General features: G+C 43.0%; 13 protein-coding genes. 4 read left to right on the plus strand and 9 right to left on the minus strand.

Annotation, left to right across the window (positions count from 1 at the left end):
• Positions 1-59: 59 nt before the first annotated feature.
• Entirely contained in the window at positions 60-1244 is a 1185-nt protein-coding gene (locus AC1XUE_RS13890; protein ID WP_483356579.1) for a hypothetical protein, read from the minus strand.
• A 130-nt stretch (positions 1245-1374) separates the two neighbouring features.
• Positions 1375-2100: a hypothetical protein gene (locus AC1XUE_RS13895; RefSeq protein ID WP_483356580.1), complete on the minus strand. Its 726-nt coding sequence runs from the start codon at positions 2098-2100 to the stop codon at positions 1375-1377.
• Between the two features lie 881 nt (positions 2101-2981).
• On the opposite strand from AC1XUE_RS13895, the gene AC1XUE_RS13900 reads away from it, so the two are divergent.
• Together AC1XUE_RS13900 and AC1XUE_RS13905 are read left to right on the plus strand one after the other, a co-directional pair.
• Complete coding sequence (locus AC1XUE_RS13900; protein WP_483356581.1) at positions 2982-3635, plus strand: response regulator transcription factor; 654 nt, start codon at positions 2982-2984, stop codon at positions 3633-3635.
• 867 nt (positions 3636-4502) lie between these two features.
• The gene (locus AC1XUE_RS13905) at positions 4503-5459 is read left to right on the plus strand and encodes a sensor histidine kinase (protein WP_483356582.1); all 957 of its coding nucleotides are present in this window, start codon (positions 4503-4505) and stop codon (positions 5457-5459) included.
• A gap of 36 nt (positions 5460-5495) precedes the next feature.
• Here the strand turns inward: AC1XUE_RS13905 and AC1XUE_RS13910 are convergent, their stop codons facing one another.
• A complete protein-coding gene (locus tag AC1XUE_RS13910; RefSeq protein WP_483356583.1) occupies positions 5496-6728 on the minus strand; it encodes a sensor histidine kinase in 1233 nt (410 codons plus the stop codon).
• A 419-nt stretch (positions 6729-7147) separates the two neighbouring features.
• On the opposite strand from AC1XUE_RS13910, the gene AC1XUE_RS13915 reads away from it, so the two are divergent.
• On the plus strand, positions 7148-8305 hold the full coding sequence (locus AC1XUE_RS13915) for an acyltransferase family protein (RefSeq protein WP_483356584.1): 1158 nt from the start codon (positions 7148-7150) through the stop codon (positions 8303-8305).
• Positions 8306-8510: 205 nt separating this feature from the next.
• Here the strand turns inward: AC1XUE_RS13915 and AC1XUE_RS13920 are convergent, their stop codons facing one another.
• Positions 8511-9608: a ligand-binding sensor domain-containing protein gene (locus tag AC1XUE_RS13920; RefSeq protein WP_483356585.1), complete on the minus strand. Its 1098-nt coding sequence runs from the start codon at positions 9606-9608 to the stop codon at positions 8511-8513.
• A 342-nt stretch (positions 9609-9950) separates the two neighbouring features.
• On the opposite strand from AC1XUE_RS13920, the gene AC1XUE_RS13925 reads away from it, so the two are divergent.
• A complete protein-coding gene (locus AC1XUE_RS13925) occupies positions 9951-10928 on the plus strand; it encodes an alpha/beta fold hydrolase (protein WP_483356586.1) in 978 nt (325 codons plus the stop codon).
• Positions 10929-10941: 13 nt separating this feature from the next.
• On the opposite strand, the gene AC1XUE_RS13930 is transcribed toward AC1XUE_RS13925, so the two are convergent.
• From AC1XUE_RS13930 to AC1XUE_RS13950, 5 genes are all read right to left on the minus strand, one after another.
• A complete protein-coding gene (locus AC1XUE_RS13930) occupies positions 10942-11991 on the minus strand; it encodes a hypothetical protein (RefSeq protein ID WP_483356587.1) in 1050 nt (349 codons plus the stop codon).
• On the minus strand, positions 11984-12313 hold the full coding sequence (locus tag AC1XUE_RS13935) for a DUF3817 domain-containing protein (protein WP_483356588.1): 330 nt from the start codon (positions 12311-12313) through the stop codon (positions 11984-11986). Before AC1XUE_RS13935 ends, AC1XUE_RS13930 begins: the two co-directional genes overlap by 8 nt.
• 16 nt (positions 12314-12329) lie before the next feature.
• The gene (locus AC1XUE_RS13940) at positions 12330-12794 is read right to left on the minus strand and encodes a hypothetical protein (protein WP_483356589.1); all 465 of its coding nucleotides are present in this window, start codon (positions 12792-12794) and stop codon (positions 12330-12332) included.
• 131 nt (positions 12795-12925) lie between these two features.
• Positions 12926-15349, minus strand: a complete 2424-nt coding sequence (locus AC1XUE_RS13945; protein WP_483356590.1) for an outer membrane beta-barrel protein — start codon at positions 15347-15349, stop codon at positions 12926-12928.
• A gap of 191 nt (positions 15350-15540) precedes the next feature.
• Positions 15541-16347 carry a DUF4097 family beta strand repeat-containing protein gene (locus AC1XUE_RS13950; protein ID WP_483356591.1) on the minus strand — a complete coding sequence of 269 codons (807 nt, stop codon included), beginning with the start codon at positions 16345-16347 and terminating at the stop codon, positions 15541-15543.
• Positions 16348-16364 lie beyond the last annotated feature (17 nt).

Genomic DNA, 16364 nt, shown 5'->3' on the forward strand with positions numbered 1-16364 from the left:
GTTTTTAATTTAAATTATACTTAATTGAGTCTCCCCGATCCACTCGCGGTTCTAAGGTATCAGTTACCCGATACGGTTACTTCTATAGGTACTGTGTTGTTCAGAATGTTTGTTTCTCCACCTGATCCGCCTTCAATCTCAAAATCGATGGCGTACTTTCCTTTTGATGTCCCGGCAGCAGCTGTGATCACCAGGTTGACAGGTTTGAAATTTGCAGCTCCGTAGGCCACAGTCGTCGTAGTCGACGTAAGCGTATAATAGTTGTTAGCTGCATCATAAGCAATTGCCCAGTCAGGACTTGCTCCCAATGCTACGCTGAACTGGCTGCTCGGCGGGTAGATATACACGGTAATCAGTCCACTTGCGATAGAGGTCGTCTCCCCTACGTTGAAAATACGTAGCGTCGCATTTTTGGTGAGCGATGATGGCTTGATGAAGTTCACATCGGACATCACATACAAAGGACGCAAGTCAGGTGTACCCACACCAGCCGGAGCTACACCAAAGGTAAAAGCCGAATATGTATCCGGCGTCACGCCGTTGGCAGTGATTGTTCCGGTAGCAGCCAGTGTACCTGTTGTTCCGCCCGCTTTGCCCAGGTTTTCCCATTTGCTTGTGGCTGCGTTATAACCAACTACCACCAGATTGCTGATATTGGATGAAGTCAACGTGTTCAGGTTACTGGCCGCATCCCATGATAGGGTCAGATTCACTGCTGAAGGACCATCTACATCCCAGTATTCCACCGTACTTACTCCAGTGACGCCAGTCCCCAGGTTTCCGGACCCTGTTGGAAAAGGAGCCCCTGCAGGTAATGTGGCCACTGCCGGACTTCCCAGGAAGTAAGCCGCCTTGAAGTCCCCTGACGTGGGTGCTGAAATGCCTGCTGATCTCAGCTTGGTAGCCGTTCCGATCGGGAAAGTGAATGCCGTGGTTCCGTACTTCCGTACATAGCCATCCACGTGGTTCGCATCATCCGCACCTGTGTAGGTAGCAGCAGGGCCATAGGCCAGTACACCTATCGGAGAACGCTCCGTTTTGATGATGCCCGGCTGTGTACCTGTGCCGCCAGCGACAAAAGTGTGTGCGCCAAAAAGCGTAGCCTGCCCGTTGCCACCCACAGTGGTGTTACCCCAGCTGCCCTGCTGTGCAGAAGCGAGATTCGGCATGGCAAATAATGCCGCAAGCACAAGCGGACTGATCCAACGTTGGGTCAGCTTATTGGATGCATATTTGTATTTCATATTTATTAAAGTTTTGGGGGTTGATTAAAAGTATATTGAGAATACGGAATCAAAACAATTATCTTTAGAAGTCACAAGAATGCGGATATTATTATCCCACTTTTACTCTCTTGTGTACATTTGGTGTATCTTAAAATGCTTCGACTAAAAGACTGTAATATGAGTCGGAAATGACATTAGCAGAAACTCTGTAAAATTTACTTTCACCGGTTATGTTGAAATAGGTAAGCGAAAAAGCTGTATTTGCCACAGCGTCCACACTTTTCCATTGATCCCAATCAGATACGCTCCAGGTTGTTGAAAGGTTTATACTAACCGCCCCATTTCCGTTAGGACCTCCCCAGGTTAATCTTGATCCGCTAATGGTTATTGGTTGATTAGGCGGACTAAGAAGTCTGACTTGATAAGTATCCCATGGTGTACCTGCTTGCGCTGGAGATATATACCTAAATTCATAGTTGCCAAGCTTTATGGTTCTATTCGGATCTACGGGGCCACGGTAAATTAACTTATTTGCTGAACCGCCAGAAATATCGGTAGTAGCCTCAAGTTTGCCCCAAATAGGTGATGCAGGCGTACCGGTATTAATGTATATGCCAGTACTAAGATTTGAATTTACAGTTGTATTGTAAACTAAAAGACCTGTGGCAGGAGTTGGAATAGTAGTTGCGTCCTGTAGCGACTGCAAGCCAACTCTCGGAGGCAAAAACCCCTTGTTCGTACTTTCCAAATCCAGCACCGCAGAAGGATTGATTGTACCCGGATTATTACCGATTTTCACCTGCGCGAATACAGAAGACGAGGCGGTGAGTGCAGCAGCGAATAAAAATCCGGCTAGTAGTTTTGTTTTTTTCATGTGTAAAGTGATTAACAGATTATTGATTATTGATTTGAAAGGTATTCGATTAGCGTACACGCCAATTATTGACATGCGGATTGTGATGGATGAATCTGCGCCTGATCGTGTCAAATGACCAGCGCAAACCGGGACCGTCAAACTTTTAAGAAATGAATTGGGTAACATTCGTACAGACGGAAGTCGGCAGAATAAGTCACCAGGCCAATTGCCCCCTACTTGCCGATGGTGTTAGAGGGTTTACAACAATGCCCGGAAAAAGAAGATAAGGAAATGTGTTTCATAGTGCGATCGTGTTTTTGTGTGTATTTAACAGCACAAATATATCTTCCTTAAAACTACCAGTAGTAAGCATATAACTTGCCGAAACTAGAAACATTACTAGGTGACCGGTAACTATTTTTACCGTAGTCGAATTTTCCAGTCAAATAGAGGTATTTCAAAGCATTAATGCCCTATTAACAGAAAAATAAAATTATATTTTCGCTATTAATCATCCATGACCCGGATCATAATTCCTACTTCTATTTTGTAAAGTAGAATGTTTATGACATTTTCATTGCGAAGAACTTTTCATCAATAACAAGGTATTTATTTCGCCTCTTATCTGTATCCTTTCTAAAAAAAACATTGATAAAATTCGGTATCCCAATTACTTATTTTACCTGACTCAAAATATATCTTCTGCATTTCTCTTTTCGGTTTCTAATGAATCATTCACAGATTTGATATTCAGACGTCACGTATATGGTTATCCTATCACAATGGCGCTAAATCACGATTATTTAATATCCAAAATATATCGATCCGGGAACCGAAATAATTAGATTGTTATTTGTTTTTTGATATGGTAGTTTTGGACAGTACCTAATTTACCCTTTATGAAAAATATACTCATCGTGGATGATCATCCGCTCGTTCGTATGGCCCTGGAAAACACTATCCATAAGGTCGTCAAGGAAAGCAAGGTCATCCAGGCAGGCACACTACAGGAAGCACATACACTCATTGGCCAACATGCGCTGGACATGATCATTCTGGATCTGAGCATCCCCGGCGGCACAGGCGTAGGCATGATTCCCGTGATCCGAAAGCTGGCTCCCAGCACGCCTATACTGATATGTAGCGGGCGGGACGAAGATGTAAATGCTCCGCACTGCATATCCATGGGTGCAAACGGATACCTTCCGAAGAGCGCTTCTGATGAAGAAACAGAGACGGCCATCCGCGTGGTCATGCAAAACAACAAGTACCTGCGCCCGCACGTGCAAGCCCAGATCCTGGAAAACTTCCTGCACCGAAAACCCATTCTGTCCAATCCTATTGAATCGCTGACACCCAGAGAAAGGGAAGTACTGGATTTATTAATTAAGGGGAAATGGACCAAAGAGATTGCTAAAATTCTCAATCTTAAATTTTCGACTGTAAGTACGCATAAGGCGCGTATACTTGAAAAAATGGGAGCTGAGAATACCGTAGAACTCTATAAGAAAGTGGAGGAGTACGGCAATGAATTAAAAATAAGTCCGAATTAGAAATAGCGGAAATTAAAAAAAAACCAGTGGCCGGAGAACAATCGTTCTTGACCACTGGTTTTTTCAATTATAATACCCCTGTTGCATTCCGAATGGGAATAGTTATTCCTTCTTCATGCAACGTATCAATCAACCCTTTTTTCTGTTTAACCCAATGTTGTGCTATCCGGTGTGTGAGCGGCCGTGTTCATTCCTGACCGCTCACACATCTGATATTTTTCAAATTTAAAATGTGTGTATAGTTGTAATCATTCAAGTGTGTGTGTATAGCAGTTCATAGCACGGACATGGAAACTGTCGCAAAAGAATTATTTGTTTCAACCTAATTCATTCTGTCCAATGATCCGGTTTTCGGTTCTCCTTTTTGCTTATACAAACTTAGGTTGTAAAATATATATACAATTAGTCATACAACTTTTCATTTGTAGAAATATTTTGATAGTGAATTGGAGAGCTGTACATGTATTATACTGATGATGTATTAACCTGCTACAGACATTTATTATTGGCAGCCATATACGTACAATTATTATTGATTTTTTTTATCAGACATAACTATCGATCATGAAAGAATTACATCTGCTGATATGAATCATTTCATCTCGTTTTTGTTCCGCATGCGTGCTTTACCAACGGGATATTGGAACGTATCGAAAAATTTCTCATTCGCATAGGATAGACGACTACGTTGTAACAGTTGCGAAGTCACTTTATTTGTACTTACCACAGTGAAGATTTTGTAAAGGGGCAATAAAGAGCTTTTGAGGAGTTAAATACGCTTTGGCTTCACCTACAAAAGAGCTTTATCCGACATCTTCATTGCAGCAATGCTAAACCGTTTTAAATAAGCTCCTAACTCTACTCAACATGACTTGTATATCGCCAGACGAAACAAGCCTTCACATCCTGCAAATCATACTGTTTATCCCACTTGCCGATCTGCCGATCCTTCACTTTGTTGCATGGATTGCTGGTGTGGCCGCATTGCTGTTCCTCCTGTATCATGCACTGGCTATGCTGCTCAGGTATACCATTAATACAAACGATGCAGAGCACACGGGCGATGAGCACAGCCAGAATCTGCAGGCGCAGCTGGATACGCTCAGGCAGAGGGAATCCAGTTTGAAACGGAGTGTCATTTTACAAAGCATTGCCATTGCCTCCATTTCACACGACATTAAATCCCCCGTTAAATTTATCGTCAAGTCGGCACAGCAAATTGAGTCATTAATTCATGACAACCAGATGGAGCGCGTGGCCAAAGCCGGTCAGGTGATCAGCTACACCGGAGACAGAATCTTTCATCTGATCAATGAGATGTCAGAGTTTTTTAAAACCTCCATAGGTGATCAACCTATTATGGAAGAAGAAATTGTTCTGGCAGATCTTGTGAGGGAGAAGATCCAAACATTTTCCGGTATCCTTTCCACGCACGACACCACGGTTTGCATACAAATTGCTCCTGAAGAGAAAGTGACGACCAGCTCTAAATTATTGGGCATCGTGATCCACAACCTGATTGATAATGCCGTTAAAGCCAAGTCCGCCAACAACATCCGCATATTCACCTCAGAATCGGATAACGAGCTCCACCTGGTGATAGCAGATGCCGGTCCGGGATTGCCAGCCCCCGTTATTACATCCCTGAACAGAAACCGGACCCATGCAGGTCAGCTGGGAGATGCCAGCGAGAGCGGCTGGGGGATGATCATCATCAAGGAGATCTGCGAGTTACTCCGGTTGCAGATAAAGGCCCGCAATTCACCCGGTGCGCATGTGCACATTATTTTCGACACAGGACAATATAGCAGATTACAGGCTTAAGCTATGTAACAGGCATCAATGATGATCCGCAGCACATCAGTGATGGTCTTTTTTGAAAAACAGCTCAAAGGTAGTTATGTCTGCTTCTGACCGTACGGAAACCCGTATACCCAGTATGTTGCTGACATCCTTGATCAGAATGAGTCCTATGCCCATGTCCTGCGCTTTCCCCTGATAACCCTGATCCTGAGCACCTTTCTCTGCATTGATCCAATGCGAAACGTGTTCCGGAATAGGATATCCTTTGTTTACGACCGCCAACACATGGTAGTGCTCCGTGTCTTGCAATGACAGCTCAATAGTACCCGACCGTGAGTAGCGGTTTGCGTTATCAATTAAGTTGTGAAGCACGATACCCAGCAGCGTCCGGTTCGATTTAATACTGATGTTTTTTTCAATATCAACTACCAACGCATTGTCATTCACCTTGATGATGCCTGCAAACAGATCTACCTTTTCAGCGACCAGATCGTGTAGGTTGACGGTCTGGTACCTGGAAACCTGATCCTTCAAAGGCAGCTTGGTAAACTCAAGCAGGTTCTTCACAAACGTGAACATATTTTCCAGGGCGTTGCTCAGCTCCCGCGTGTACAGCTGCAGGGTTGCGTCTTCTTTTTTTGCTGCCAGCCTGGATACCTCTTCGGATATCTGTACCAGGAATTTGAAAGGGCCGCGGATGTCATGCGTGATGGATGCAATCAGCCGGGATTGGATAAAAAACTGGTGTTCCAGCTCCGACTGGGACTCTTCCAGAAAACTCAGGGTCTCCTGTAATGCATAGGTACGCTCCGAGACGGTTCGTTCGAGCAGGGCATTCTGTATCTCGTATTTTTCCATCAAAAGGCGCTGGTTCTCTTCCCGGATCCATTTCGCTTCCTGATCCCTCTTAATATAATAAGCTGCAGGAATAATGATCACACTCATCAGAATACCCCGGCTGCTGAGCATGAGTATGCGTATGGGAAGTGGGTTTTGTACGGTACGAAAAGGAAAGTCTTTGAAAAACGGATTGAATGTAAAATAAAAGACATTGGATAAAATGCAGCATGCCAATACGGAGAGTATCACTTTGGCTACCAAAGGCAACTTCTGATAACTCTGAATAAAAATGATGGTATACCAACAGGCCAGGCACATCAGAAAGATAACGATCTCTGAACCAATCAGATTCACCGGATCATTGAGTTGTCCTTCTACAATCCGTGCAGGCAATACGAATATGGGAATAGAAGCAGCAACGATCAGCCCTGCTCTATGAAGTTTTTTCATGACGATAGGTTTAGTAGTTAAAAGTTGTCGAGTCTGGCACAAAGATCGAACCAAACAGCGAACCATTTACCTGATTCGTGGTAGATACATTCATTAAGCGTGAAAAAGTATTTTGACGCGTGATTTAGAATTCATTACACAGGAAGATCATGTCGCAAGCGCAGGAAACGGGAGCAACAGTTAATTGACAACTTTCAGCCAGAGATCCGCCACTACCTGACTTCCGTCATCGTGTTACCTATGCCTTCTGAACGCCACCTACAGCGACTCACATCGATCAACGTATAGCAATGAGAGTTAATAAAATACAGGAATTTGGTTTGCAGTCAATAGCATGTCAGGATGATAGAAATCCAGGGTATAGTCAAAGTGACCGGTGTTTTGTAACTTGCACGTTTAGCCATGAAAGATAAAATAAAATGACACAATCATTCACTCAGCCGGCGCTGGTTCCTCAGCAGTCGAAAAACAAAATCGCTTACATTGATCACCTGAAGGCGTTGCTTACTGCCCTTGTGATCGTACATCATGCACTGGTCACGTACGGTGCACCCGGCGGCTGGTATTATGCCGAGAAGACCGAACTGACCGGCGCACTTCTTCCGATGACGATGGCCGTCAGCGTGAATCAGTCCTTTTTTATGGGCTTTTTCTTTTTTCTTTCTGCATTGTTTATTCCTGCATCCCTGAAACGTAAAGGAACTACGGTTTTCATCAAAGACCGGTTTTTCAGACTGGGCATTCCTTTGATTTACTACTCGCTGATTCAGGCTACGGTTATGAATTACCTTGTTTACCGCTACGGCGAAAACCATAATGTTACTTTTTTACAGTTTCTCTCCGGTTATAACGGCTGGATTGATGTAGGCGTGCTTTGGTTTGTACTGGCCCTGCTGCTATTCACGCTATGCTACGTGGTTTGGAACAAAGTCGCTAAGCAGGATTTTAATAAATGGCCATTGCCATCCCGGAAGCAAATTTTGCTTTTCGCTGCGGCGCTTGCCATCATCACTTTTTTGGTCAGGACTATCTTCCCGGTAGGCTGGGTTTTAAAGCCATTGGGTTTTCAGCTGGGACATTTCCCGCAGTACATGGCCGTATTTATTTTTGGATTGATAGCTGCAGAAAACAAATGGCTCGGGCAGATGGGTCAGCTACGTGACCGAAAACTTCCTGTCTTTATCCTCTGTATGATTTTCATTGGCTTCCCTGCTATTTTTTCCCTCAAAATGGTTTTTGGACAACCTTTGGAATGGTTTGTAGGAGGATGGCATATCGCTGCCTTTTTGTATGCCTGCTGGGAACAGATTATTGGCATTTCCCTGATGGTGGCATTGCTGGTCTTTGGGAAGAACCGCCTGAACAGCCACTCTGAATGGATGCGTAATATGTCGCGTTGCGCCTTTGCGGTCTACATTCTGCACCCGATGGTGCTGATTGTACTATCGCTTATGCTGAAAAGCTGGGCCATAGATCCGGCTATCAAATTCTTGATCGTCGCACCGCTTGGCGTGCTAGCCAGTTTTTTACTGGGTCATATTGTTGTGAAGATTCCAGGTGTTAACAGGATCGTTTAAAATCGTTATACCTGGATGAACTGATGACATGACGAGTCCAATCGCGTTGAAAAGAAGCATGTCCCTGTTCAACGCGATTGTATACTTACCTGTTTGAGCAATAGCCAAGGGCCGCTTCTGACTCCGGTCCAACGCTAAAAACAAAGATTTAGACGCGGTTAGCCGCGCCGGTTGTCGACTGCCTAAAGCTAAATTGCCATACTAATCATTTCTGCCCCTCTTTATCTTTAAAGTCCGTGATGGTCTTTCCGTCATAACGACATACGCCGTTTAACGATCCAAACCAAATACTTCCATCCTCCGCTTCCAGAATCCCACAAAGCATCTTTTCAACTGACATGATTTCGGTGACCGCGGGATTTTGATCGTACAACGACTTTTGATCATAGCGCAGCAGTTTCCACGCCCCTACCCCATTAGGATTAACTGCGCCGGTCGTCCAGATGTTTCCTTTTTTATCTTCAATAATAGCAGAAGTAGCCCTCTGATTAACCTTGGTAAAGTCACTGCCATCATAGCGCCAAAGACCAGTTGTAACGACCAGCGTATCGCCTTTTTTATTTTCGATGATGGTTGCACCGAACCAGATATTACCCTGTTTATCTTCGATAATGCCCCAAACGTTGGTGAAGGCTTTCCCGTCTTTATTTCTGAAAACGGTAAAAGTCTGACCATTATAAAAACAGGCCTCCCCTCTTGTGCCAATCCACAATCTCCCGGTTTTGTCTTCTACGATCGTACTAATACGGTCATCGGGAAGTCCGTCTTTCGTTGTAAAAATTTGAAAGGATTTGCCAGCTGCACCTGAGGGATCATAACGACTTATTCCGCCTCCGGTCCCAAACCAGATCACGCCGGATTTGTCTTCATAAACAGACATGACGCTATTACTGGCAAGGCCATCATTGGTTGTAAAATGTTGAAAGGATCTTTTCGCCGTCCTTTTGTGATCGTAATAATAAACGCCTGAATCAGTAGTCGTGACCCAAAGATTTCCGCGACTGTCTTCGAGAACATCCCAGAATCTGAGTGAACCCAGACTACTGGTGAGGTTGGTAAACGATTTTCCTGCCGGCTTTTTGGCATCATACCGAAAAACACCATTCAATGACGCTGCAAGCAGAATGGTACCATTTCGGCCTTGTTTTACATGACGAACCATTGCATTGGGTCGGTAGGCACTTACGGTGTCTTTGGTTTGCGCCTTGGCAGTATCTTCTGACGTGTCAGATTGATCTTGTTTTTTACAGGAAGTGCAAAAAACTAACAGCAATAAAACACAAAAGTAAACTGGTTTAATCATTTCTATTTGAATTTTAATTATTCCAACAAAGCTAAAAGCTCCTGTTTCGGCGTCTGTTAGTAATCTGTAAAAGAAGGTTAATGAAATGTAAAAGTTGCTGAGGTCGCCTTGCTTATCCCGTGAGAAAAATAGGTATTTTGCTCTCTCAGCTCTAAATTGTCACTTTTTCTCAAGTTTAAGCTGCCATGCATCTTATTTCACAGCGAGAATCGAAATCTTTCATTGGGTATGCTAAAATCCGGAGCTCAGTGAAAGGCCTTCATCATATTCCAGCATTCCGAAATCAATGCATTACCTTGTCCGGACCTTTGTGTTTGCCCATTTTTATAAGACTAGACTGGTATGAATAACATTTTTCCCCTGGATAATTTCAATGACGGTTATAAAGTCAGACTGGCCTTATTGTTTTTGATTCAGGTTTTTGTGACAGCGCATCAGACATTAAAAGCGCAAACCATCTATTCACAGGATTACGGTGATAGACGAAATCCGGCTATTATTTATGTACACGGCGGTCCACGAGGTAATGCCACCTTATTTGAAGGTACCACGGCAGAGAAGTTAGCGGAAAAGGGCTATTATGTGGTCGCTTACGACAGACGAGGCGAAGGGCGCTCAGCGGATCCGGATGCAAAACTGACCTATGATGAGGCATTTGCCGATTTGAATGCGCTTATAAAAAAATACAATCTGGGAAAAGTAAGTCTGCTCGGTCATAGTTTTGGAGGTATGGTTTCAACCTTATATGCGAACTCATTTCCTGAAAAAGTAGCCCGTCTTATTTTAGTAGGTGCACTGTTTTCCCAACAGGAGTCTTACGACCATATACTGGCCAGCAGTCAGAAAATCGCGGCCACAAAGCAGGATACAACCATCATTCAAAAAATAGCTTATATCAATACATTGGATAAGCGGAGTGCGCAGTACCGTAAACAGACCTACGAAGTAGCATCCCACTTTGGTTTCTTCAGCATGCCAAAAGCGACCGGGGAATCTAAAAAAGTAAATGCGGCATATGAAAACTCACGTTTTTCCAAATCAAATATCCGTAACGATCAGGCACCTTTACTGTTTTATAAGAATGAAACACTTGTCAATATTGACACCAAACCGATACTAAGAAAGCTATCAGGAAAAGGCGTAAAGCTTGCTGCTATCTACGGCGCTCAGGATGGGATTTTTTCCAAAAAGCAGTTGTCAGATTTAAAAAAGATCGTTGGTCCGCAGAGCTTTTATACCATAGAGAATTGCTCCCATTATCCTTTTGTTGATCAGCAGACCATGTTTTTGCAACGTTTGAAAGAGATCATGTCCAAATGATTCGGGTGGATGACTATTTCGAAACCTCAGCACCATTGTGGCCATCGGGCCGTGAACCAAGCGCTTTGATATACGCTTTGACGAGCCGAACACCTTCATCATCCAGAACACTCGTTCCTATTTTAGGCATATGATAATCTCCCATTGTGCTGATCCTGACCACAATGCTCTGCTTATTGAAATCAATTCCTGTCTGCTCAAATGGGACGGAATAACCCAGATTCAATGAAGTATTGGAAGCCATGCGGGTAGGTTGGTGGCAGTGAGCACAGTTTATATCGAGATACGCCCTTACACGTTTGGACAGCACCAGAGAGGAATCCGTATAGCGAGGTAAAGAACCGATTGCAGCCGTAGCAGCATGTTTGAATATGCCCTTCTTCATAAAATAGTCGAGTTGATTCTGATGCTTTCCTTCTGCAACAACTGTCCTGTTCAGATTTTGGGCTTTGGGGCCAATCGGAATTAATTTGTCATCGGAACGGTGACAGGCACTGCAATCCTTTTGCGAGGGAATCTGATAGGTTAACTTTCGCTGCACTCCCGAATGATCTTCTAAAGCGATCGGCACGACAGCGCCGCCGGTCAGCAGATCCGCATTGGTCTGCGCTGTATTCCATTGGTAGGTAGCAGCATTCCATTTTCCCTGTGCAAGAATAAGCAAACGCGTTTCAATGATCTGTCTTTTTCCGTGGTCAGGTTTTGAGTAATAAAAAGTCTTAGCCAGTATGGTCCCATCCGGAAATACAGGTAATCCACTCCCGTTGACCGTAATACTTTCACCAGCAGGAATTTTCAAAAGCCTTTGTTTTTCAGCATAATCTGTAAACAGTGCAGAACCGATTTCATAGATTTCGACTCCTTCTTCTGGCATCAGGTCTGCCATGCCGGTTTTATACAATCCATAATCGGACAGTTTGCTATGAAAAGAAATAGTGTTGGCAATGACTTCCCCGGTAGATCTGCAAGAGCCGGTATAAAACACGATGGCCAGCAGCAATAGGCAAGCGGCAAGACTTGCCTGTGTTTTTCCGGCTAGCTGGCCTGTTGAATGATCAGTCATTCTGACTTCCGCTAAGTATTTCCTGCGGTTTGAGAATATGCTTGTCAATGTAAAATGTTCCAAATGGAATCATGCACGCCAGCAGTACTTTCGAGGATGTTTCCAGAAACTTCCAGCGGTAGCTTACTCCTACACTTAGCGTAGTAAACACAAACAGCGTAAACAGCAGCCCATGCAACTGCCCTATCAGTTTTACCAGATAAGGCTGATGCCCCCAATATTTCAGAGGAACCGCTATAAAGATCAATACAATCAAAGAAATTCCTTCCAAAAAGCCAATGATTCTCAGTCGGCCGATCGGCGTTTTAATCAGATGTAACATAAGCGTGCAGATAAGATTAGAATGACCGGAAATACGGCCTGTTAGCGAGTGGTGAAAAGGGCCAGGGTATGGCGATTAGTATAACCAGCAGTGCCACGCAGAACCAAAGCAATATTGTTTTAAATTTCAGGTGATCAGTCGCTGCACGCTTAGCCCTGGCCGACCCTATTGTGATCAAAACCACAGAAACAACCATCAGGAATATGTGAATCAGACGAAAGAACAGGTGGTCGCTAACCAGCACAGAGTCCTCAGTTTCTGCCACACTAAACTTGACGATCGGACTGATCATGTACAGGTAAAGACCCAGCAGCAACTGTATATGAGAAATGGTTGCGGTGAGGTGCCGTGCGGTATTATCCAGACCGGAAAATACCCTTTCCGAGCTGTAGCCCTTCCAGCAGATGTAAATGGTAAACACAAGGCTGAACAGAACCAGCCATCTGTTTAAAGAATGTAGTGTTAAAAGTGTTTGATACATGATATCTGGATTACCGTGCAAAACTATTAAAAAACATACTAAGTAGTATGTTTTTTAATAAAAAGTATTTTCGATGCCTTGTATACCAATGATACCTGATGTCATTTGGCACGACCGGATGCAACATGTTCCTAGTTTACCCTTGAATCTTTCTCGGTCTTCCTGGTCTGTCTGGATTTGAATGATTGCCCCAAGTTATAGGCCAAATTTAATTTTACATACCTTGTAGTACGCTTGTTGAGAGATTCCATAGAAAGAAAATCGCTATATAGGGAAACTGGAAACTGCTGCGTGTTAAAGATATCTTCGAAGTTTAAACTGATTATCAATTTATCCGATAGCACTTTCTGTTGAACTCCTAACGTGACGTAACCTGTCGTTCCATTCTTGATTTGAAACGAATTACTTTTGGAAATGTAAAAGCCAATAGCCTGAAGGGTTGTCTTTGGCAATACATTAACGAACATGTTGATATTGCCCATAAAATTAGTGATTCCAGACAATAGAAAATCTGATGAAACATTGGAACTGAAACTTGGCCGCTGTACCGACAGATATGTACTTACATTCACTTTTTCCCAAAAGCGGTTTTGCAACATCATGTAACTGCCGACTTGTCTGATATTGTAGTCATTATAGGAATTTATCTCCGGGGTACCCAATTCTGCATTGTACCGGGTGATTCTGCTATAAATGTCTTTTGATGAGCTGCCATATACAGCGAGAATCATGGAGTGATCCTTTCCGAACTGGTGTGAAAACTGAGCATCCAGCCTATTGGTGAAATAGGGGCGAAGATTTGGGTTTCCACTACTGACATATCCGATATTGTCGTTGCGGACAAAAGGATTGAGAAGGCTGTAACCGGGGCGGTCAATTCGCCTGTTAGCAGATAGTGACACGCTGTTATTCTTATTTTCAGATTCATATCGGATAGAAGCATTAGGAAAAATATTAGTGTATTTGTTCTTTATTTGTTCATTCACAGTAAGGGATCTTAGTGTATAATCGAAAGACTCCAGACGTAATCCCACATTAAATGAAAATTTGGAATAGTTTCCACTGACTGTAGCATATGCTGATTTTATATTTTCATGGTATTCTATATCGTTGCTTAATGCCTCATCAAGAAATCGTACCCCGTTCTCGGCAACGATAAAACTTTGAAAGCCACTTTGAGTTTTGGCTGTCTTGTAGTTTGCACCTAGTTTGATCTCGTAATGTTTATTCATACGCTTGCTGTAATCGGCATTTACAGCCCATATTTGATAAGGCCTTTCCACATTGAAGTTCCTAGTTTCTTTTTCAGAGGTGTTTATTGGAGTTCCATCAACAGCATACGCTTGCCGACTGAATGAAGTGGTATTCTTATTTTTGTAATTCGAATAATTCACCCCTACCGAAAGCTTACTTCGGACACCGAAATCCTTGTCGTATACGGCATCTAGAATCTTAAAATCATTGTCCAGAATGTTAGTGTCGTTTTGTTCCAAATGCCTCTGCAAATTGCTAACTCTGTTAAAGATATCCGCAGTCCTTTTGTTTGGCGTATGGTTAAAAAGGTATGCATACCAGTAGTTAACTGAAACAGCACTGGTGGTATCTATATTGTAAATAATATTGGTCCTGATCGAATGGCTGCGCTGAAGTTCATCCATGAGCTGGTTCTGTAAAAACAGATAGCTTGTATCCGGCAAGTTATAGTTCTTGATGACGTCACTTCTCCGGTAGAGATTCTTACCAACACTAAAATTATAGCCTAGTGAAATGTCAACTTTATTCATTTTTAAATTAAGATTGACTGATTCATCCGTTCGCCACAAAGTGGACACGCTGGTGCTTGCTGATCCGAAAAAACCCAATTGAGATCGCTTTTTTAAACGAATGTCCAGCACACCGCCACCACCTGATGCATCGTACTCCGCGCCGGGACTTGTCAAGACATTTACAGAAAGAATTTCATTACTTGGCAAGGATCGCAGGTATGATAGAAGATCCTGACCACCGATATTGACTTTTCGGCCATTGATCAGAACGCTAGGCGCCTTGCCCAGAATTTCGATCTTACCTTGCAGTTCATCTACGACTAATCCGGGCACCTGTTTTAGCATCTCTGCCATGTTCGAGCTAGTCCCGATAATGTTGTTATTTGCATTGAACCTATATCCCCCCGTTATCATTTCGAGAATCGGCTTCTTTGTACTGACAGTAATTTCATTTAAAATATGAGACGATTTAATAAGTCTGATCTCGCCAACATTCAGGATTCCATTTGCAGGCTTTATATAGTTTAACAGCCTGCTTTCATATCCTATAAAACTAATATGTAAGAAAATCGGAGAGTGATCATGTTCCAGCTGAAACTCTCCGTTCTCGCTTGTCAATACTACTTGTAAAGATGTTAAAGTGCTGTCATTCCGCATTAAGTTAATAGTTGCCAGCTGTAGGGGGTTATTAGTTTGTTCATCAATCACTTTCCCGATAATCGTGAAAGTTGAATCGGCAGATCCGGCCCTAATCTTACCATTCAATTCCTTTTGCTTAACGTTATCCATTATCATTGTTGGCCCTGTGCCATGTAATAGTGTTGGCTGATCTTCACAGGTGTCGCATTTCTTTTTAAAGGCGTTCTTTGCAAACAATATATGAGTGATTCCGGTCATCAATAGGCAAAGCAATAGCTGTCTCATATAAATATGAAATTAAAATAGAAAAAATGAAAGGAGTTATTTTGTGGTCTCTGGGACTAGTTTGTGCGCAGGTAAATCTTATTATTTGTTTTCAGTATCAAATCCAGGCCACCACCATTAAGTTTCCCCTTTATAGTTGTTGATCTGCTCCATTCTTTTAACTCTGAGGCGTTTGCCGCGTCACTATTCTTTTTTTCCTCAGGGATTTCCTTTATGATATTCAAGCCATCGGCAGCATAAATATTCCCGTAATTTGTAGAGAGGTTAACATTCGCTTTCAGACTGGCAGGAATACTTACATCAATATTTTTATTAACCGCAACCAACGATATAGGGCCTTTCAGGCTGGAAGCGAATTTTGCGTTCAGCTCACCATATATTGTTTTCGCGTTGATAGGGCCGGTTACATTTTGTAAAGAGATGGTGTTGTAAACAGTACTGATATCCGATTCGCCTTTGAAATCTTTTACATACACCGTACCATCAGAACTCATATCACCCGTCGTTGCCACCTTTAAGGACATGGTATTTGGGACCTTAACCGTAACCAGCACCTTTTCTTGTTTGCCTACATAGTTTACATCTATGTTGCCTGCGTTGTCACTTACGTTCAGATTAAGCCCTGTATTATCTGTCAGCCCCGAACCGGAAAGCAATTTCAGACCTGCAGCTTTTTCATCTTTCTCTGTAAGAGGTGGTGCGGAGAAAATAATTTCACTGCCATCGTAACCCTCTACACTTACATCTGAAATATTAAGATTTAGCCTTCCTGTTCTTTTCGACAATTTGAATTGCCGTTCCTGTGCATACGTTAAAGAAACTGATGCTACAAAAAATATAATGACTACAAGTAACTTTTTCATATATGGTTTTACACTCT

This window comes from Dyadobacter sp. HNCC25DJ187, assembly GCF_056895255.1.

Excerpts from the sequence above, each read along its gene's own strand:
- AC1XUE_RS13900 (WP_483356581.1), top strand. The coding sequence starts at position 2,982 with ATGAAAAATATACTCATCGTGGATGATCATCCGCTCGTTCGTATGGCC.
- AC1XUE_RS13950 (WP_483356591.1), bottom strand. The coding sequence starts at position 16,347 with ATGAAAAAGTTACTTGTAGTCATTATATTTTTTGTAGCATCAGTTTCT.
- AC1XUE_RS13940 (WP_483356589.1), bottom strand. The coding sequence starts at position 12,794 with ATGTATCAAACACTTTTAACACTACATTCTTTAAACAGATGGCTGGTT.
- AC1XUE_RS13920 (WP_483356585.1), bottom strand. The coding sequence starts at position 9,608 with ATGATTAAACCAGTTTACTTTTGTGTTTTATTGCTGTTAGTTTTTTGC.
- AC1XUE_RS13930 (WP_483356587.1), bottom strand. The coding sequence starts at position 11,991 with ATGACTGATCATTCAACAGGCCAGCTAGCCGGAAAAACACAGGCAAGT.
- AC1XUE_RS13915 (WP_483356584.1), top strand. The coding sequence starts at position 7,148 with ATGACACAATCATTCACTCAGCCGGCGCTGGTTCCTCAGCAGTCGAAA.
- AC1XUE_RS13910 (WP_483356583.1), bottom strand. The coding sequence starts at position 6,728 with ATGAAAAAACTTCATAGAGCAGGGCTGATCGTTGCTGCTTCTATTCCC.
- AC1XUE_RS13945 (WP_483356590.1), bottom strand. The coding sequence starts at position 15,349 with ATGGATAACGTTAAGCAAAAGGAATTGAATGGTAAGATTAGGGCCGGA.
- AC1XUE_RS13890 (WP_483356579.1), bottom strand. The coding sequence starts at position 1,244 with ATGAAATACAAATATGCATCCAATAAGCTGACCCAACGTTGGATCAGT.
- AC1XUE_RS13935 (WP_483356588.1), bottom strand. The coding sequence starts at position 12,313 with ATGTTACATCTGATTAAAACGCCGATCGGCCGACTGAGAATCATTGGC.
- AC1XUE_RS13925 (WP_483356586.1), top strand. The coding sequence starts at position 9,951 with ATGAATAACATTTTTCCCCTGGATAATTTCAATGACGGTTATAAAGTC.
- AC1XUE_RS13895 (WP_483356580.1), bottom strand. The coding sequence starts at position 2,100 with ATGAAAAAAACAAAACTACTAGCCGGATTTTTATTCGCTGCTGCACTC.
- AC1XUE_RS13905 (WP_483356582.1), top strand. The coding sequence starts at position 4,503 with ATGACTTGTATATCGCCAGACGAAACAAGCCTTCACATCCTGCAAATC.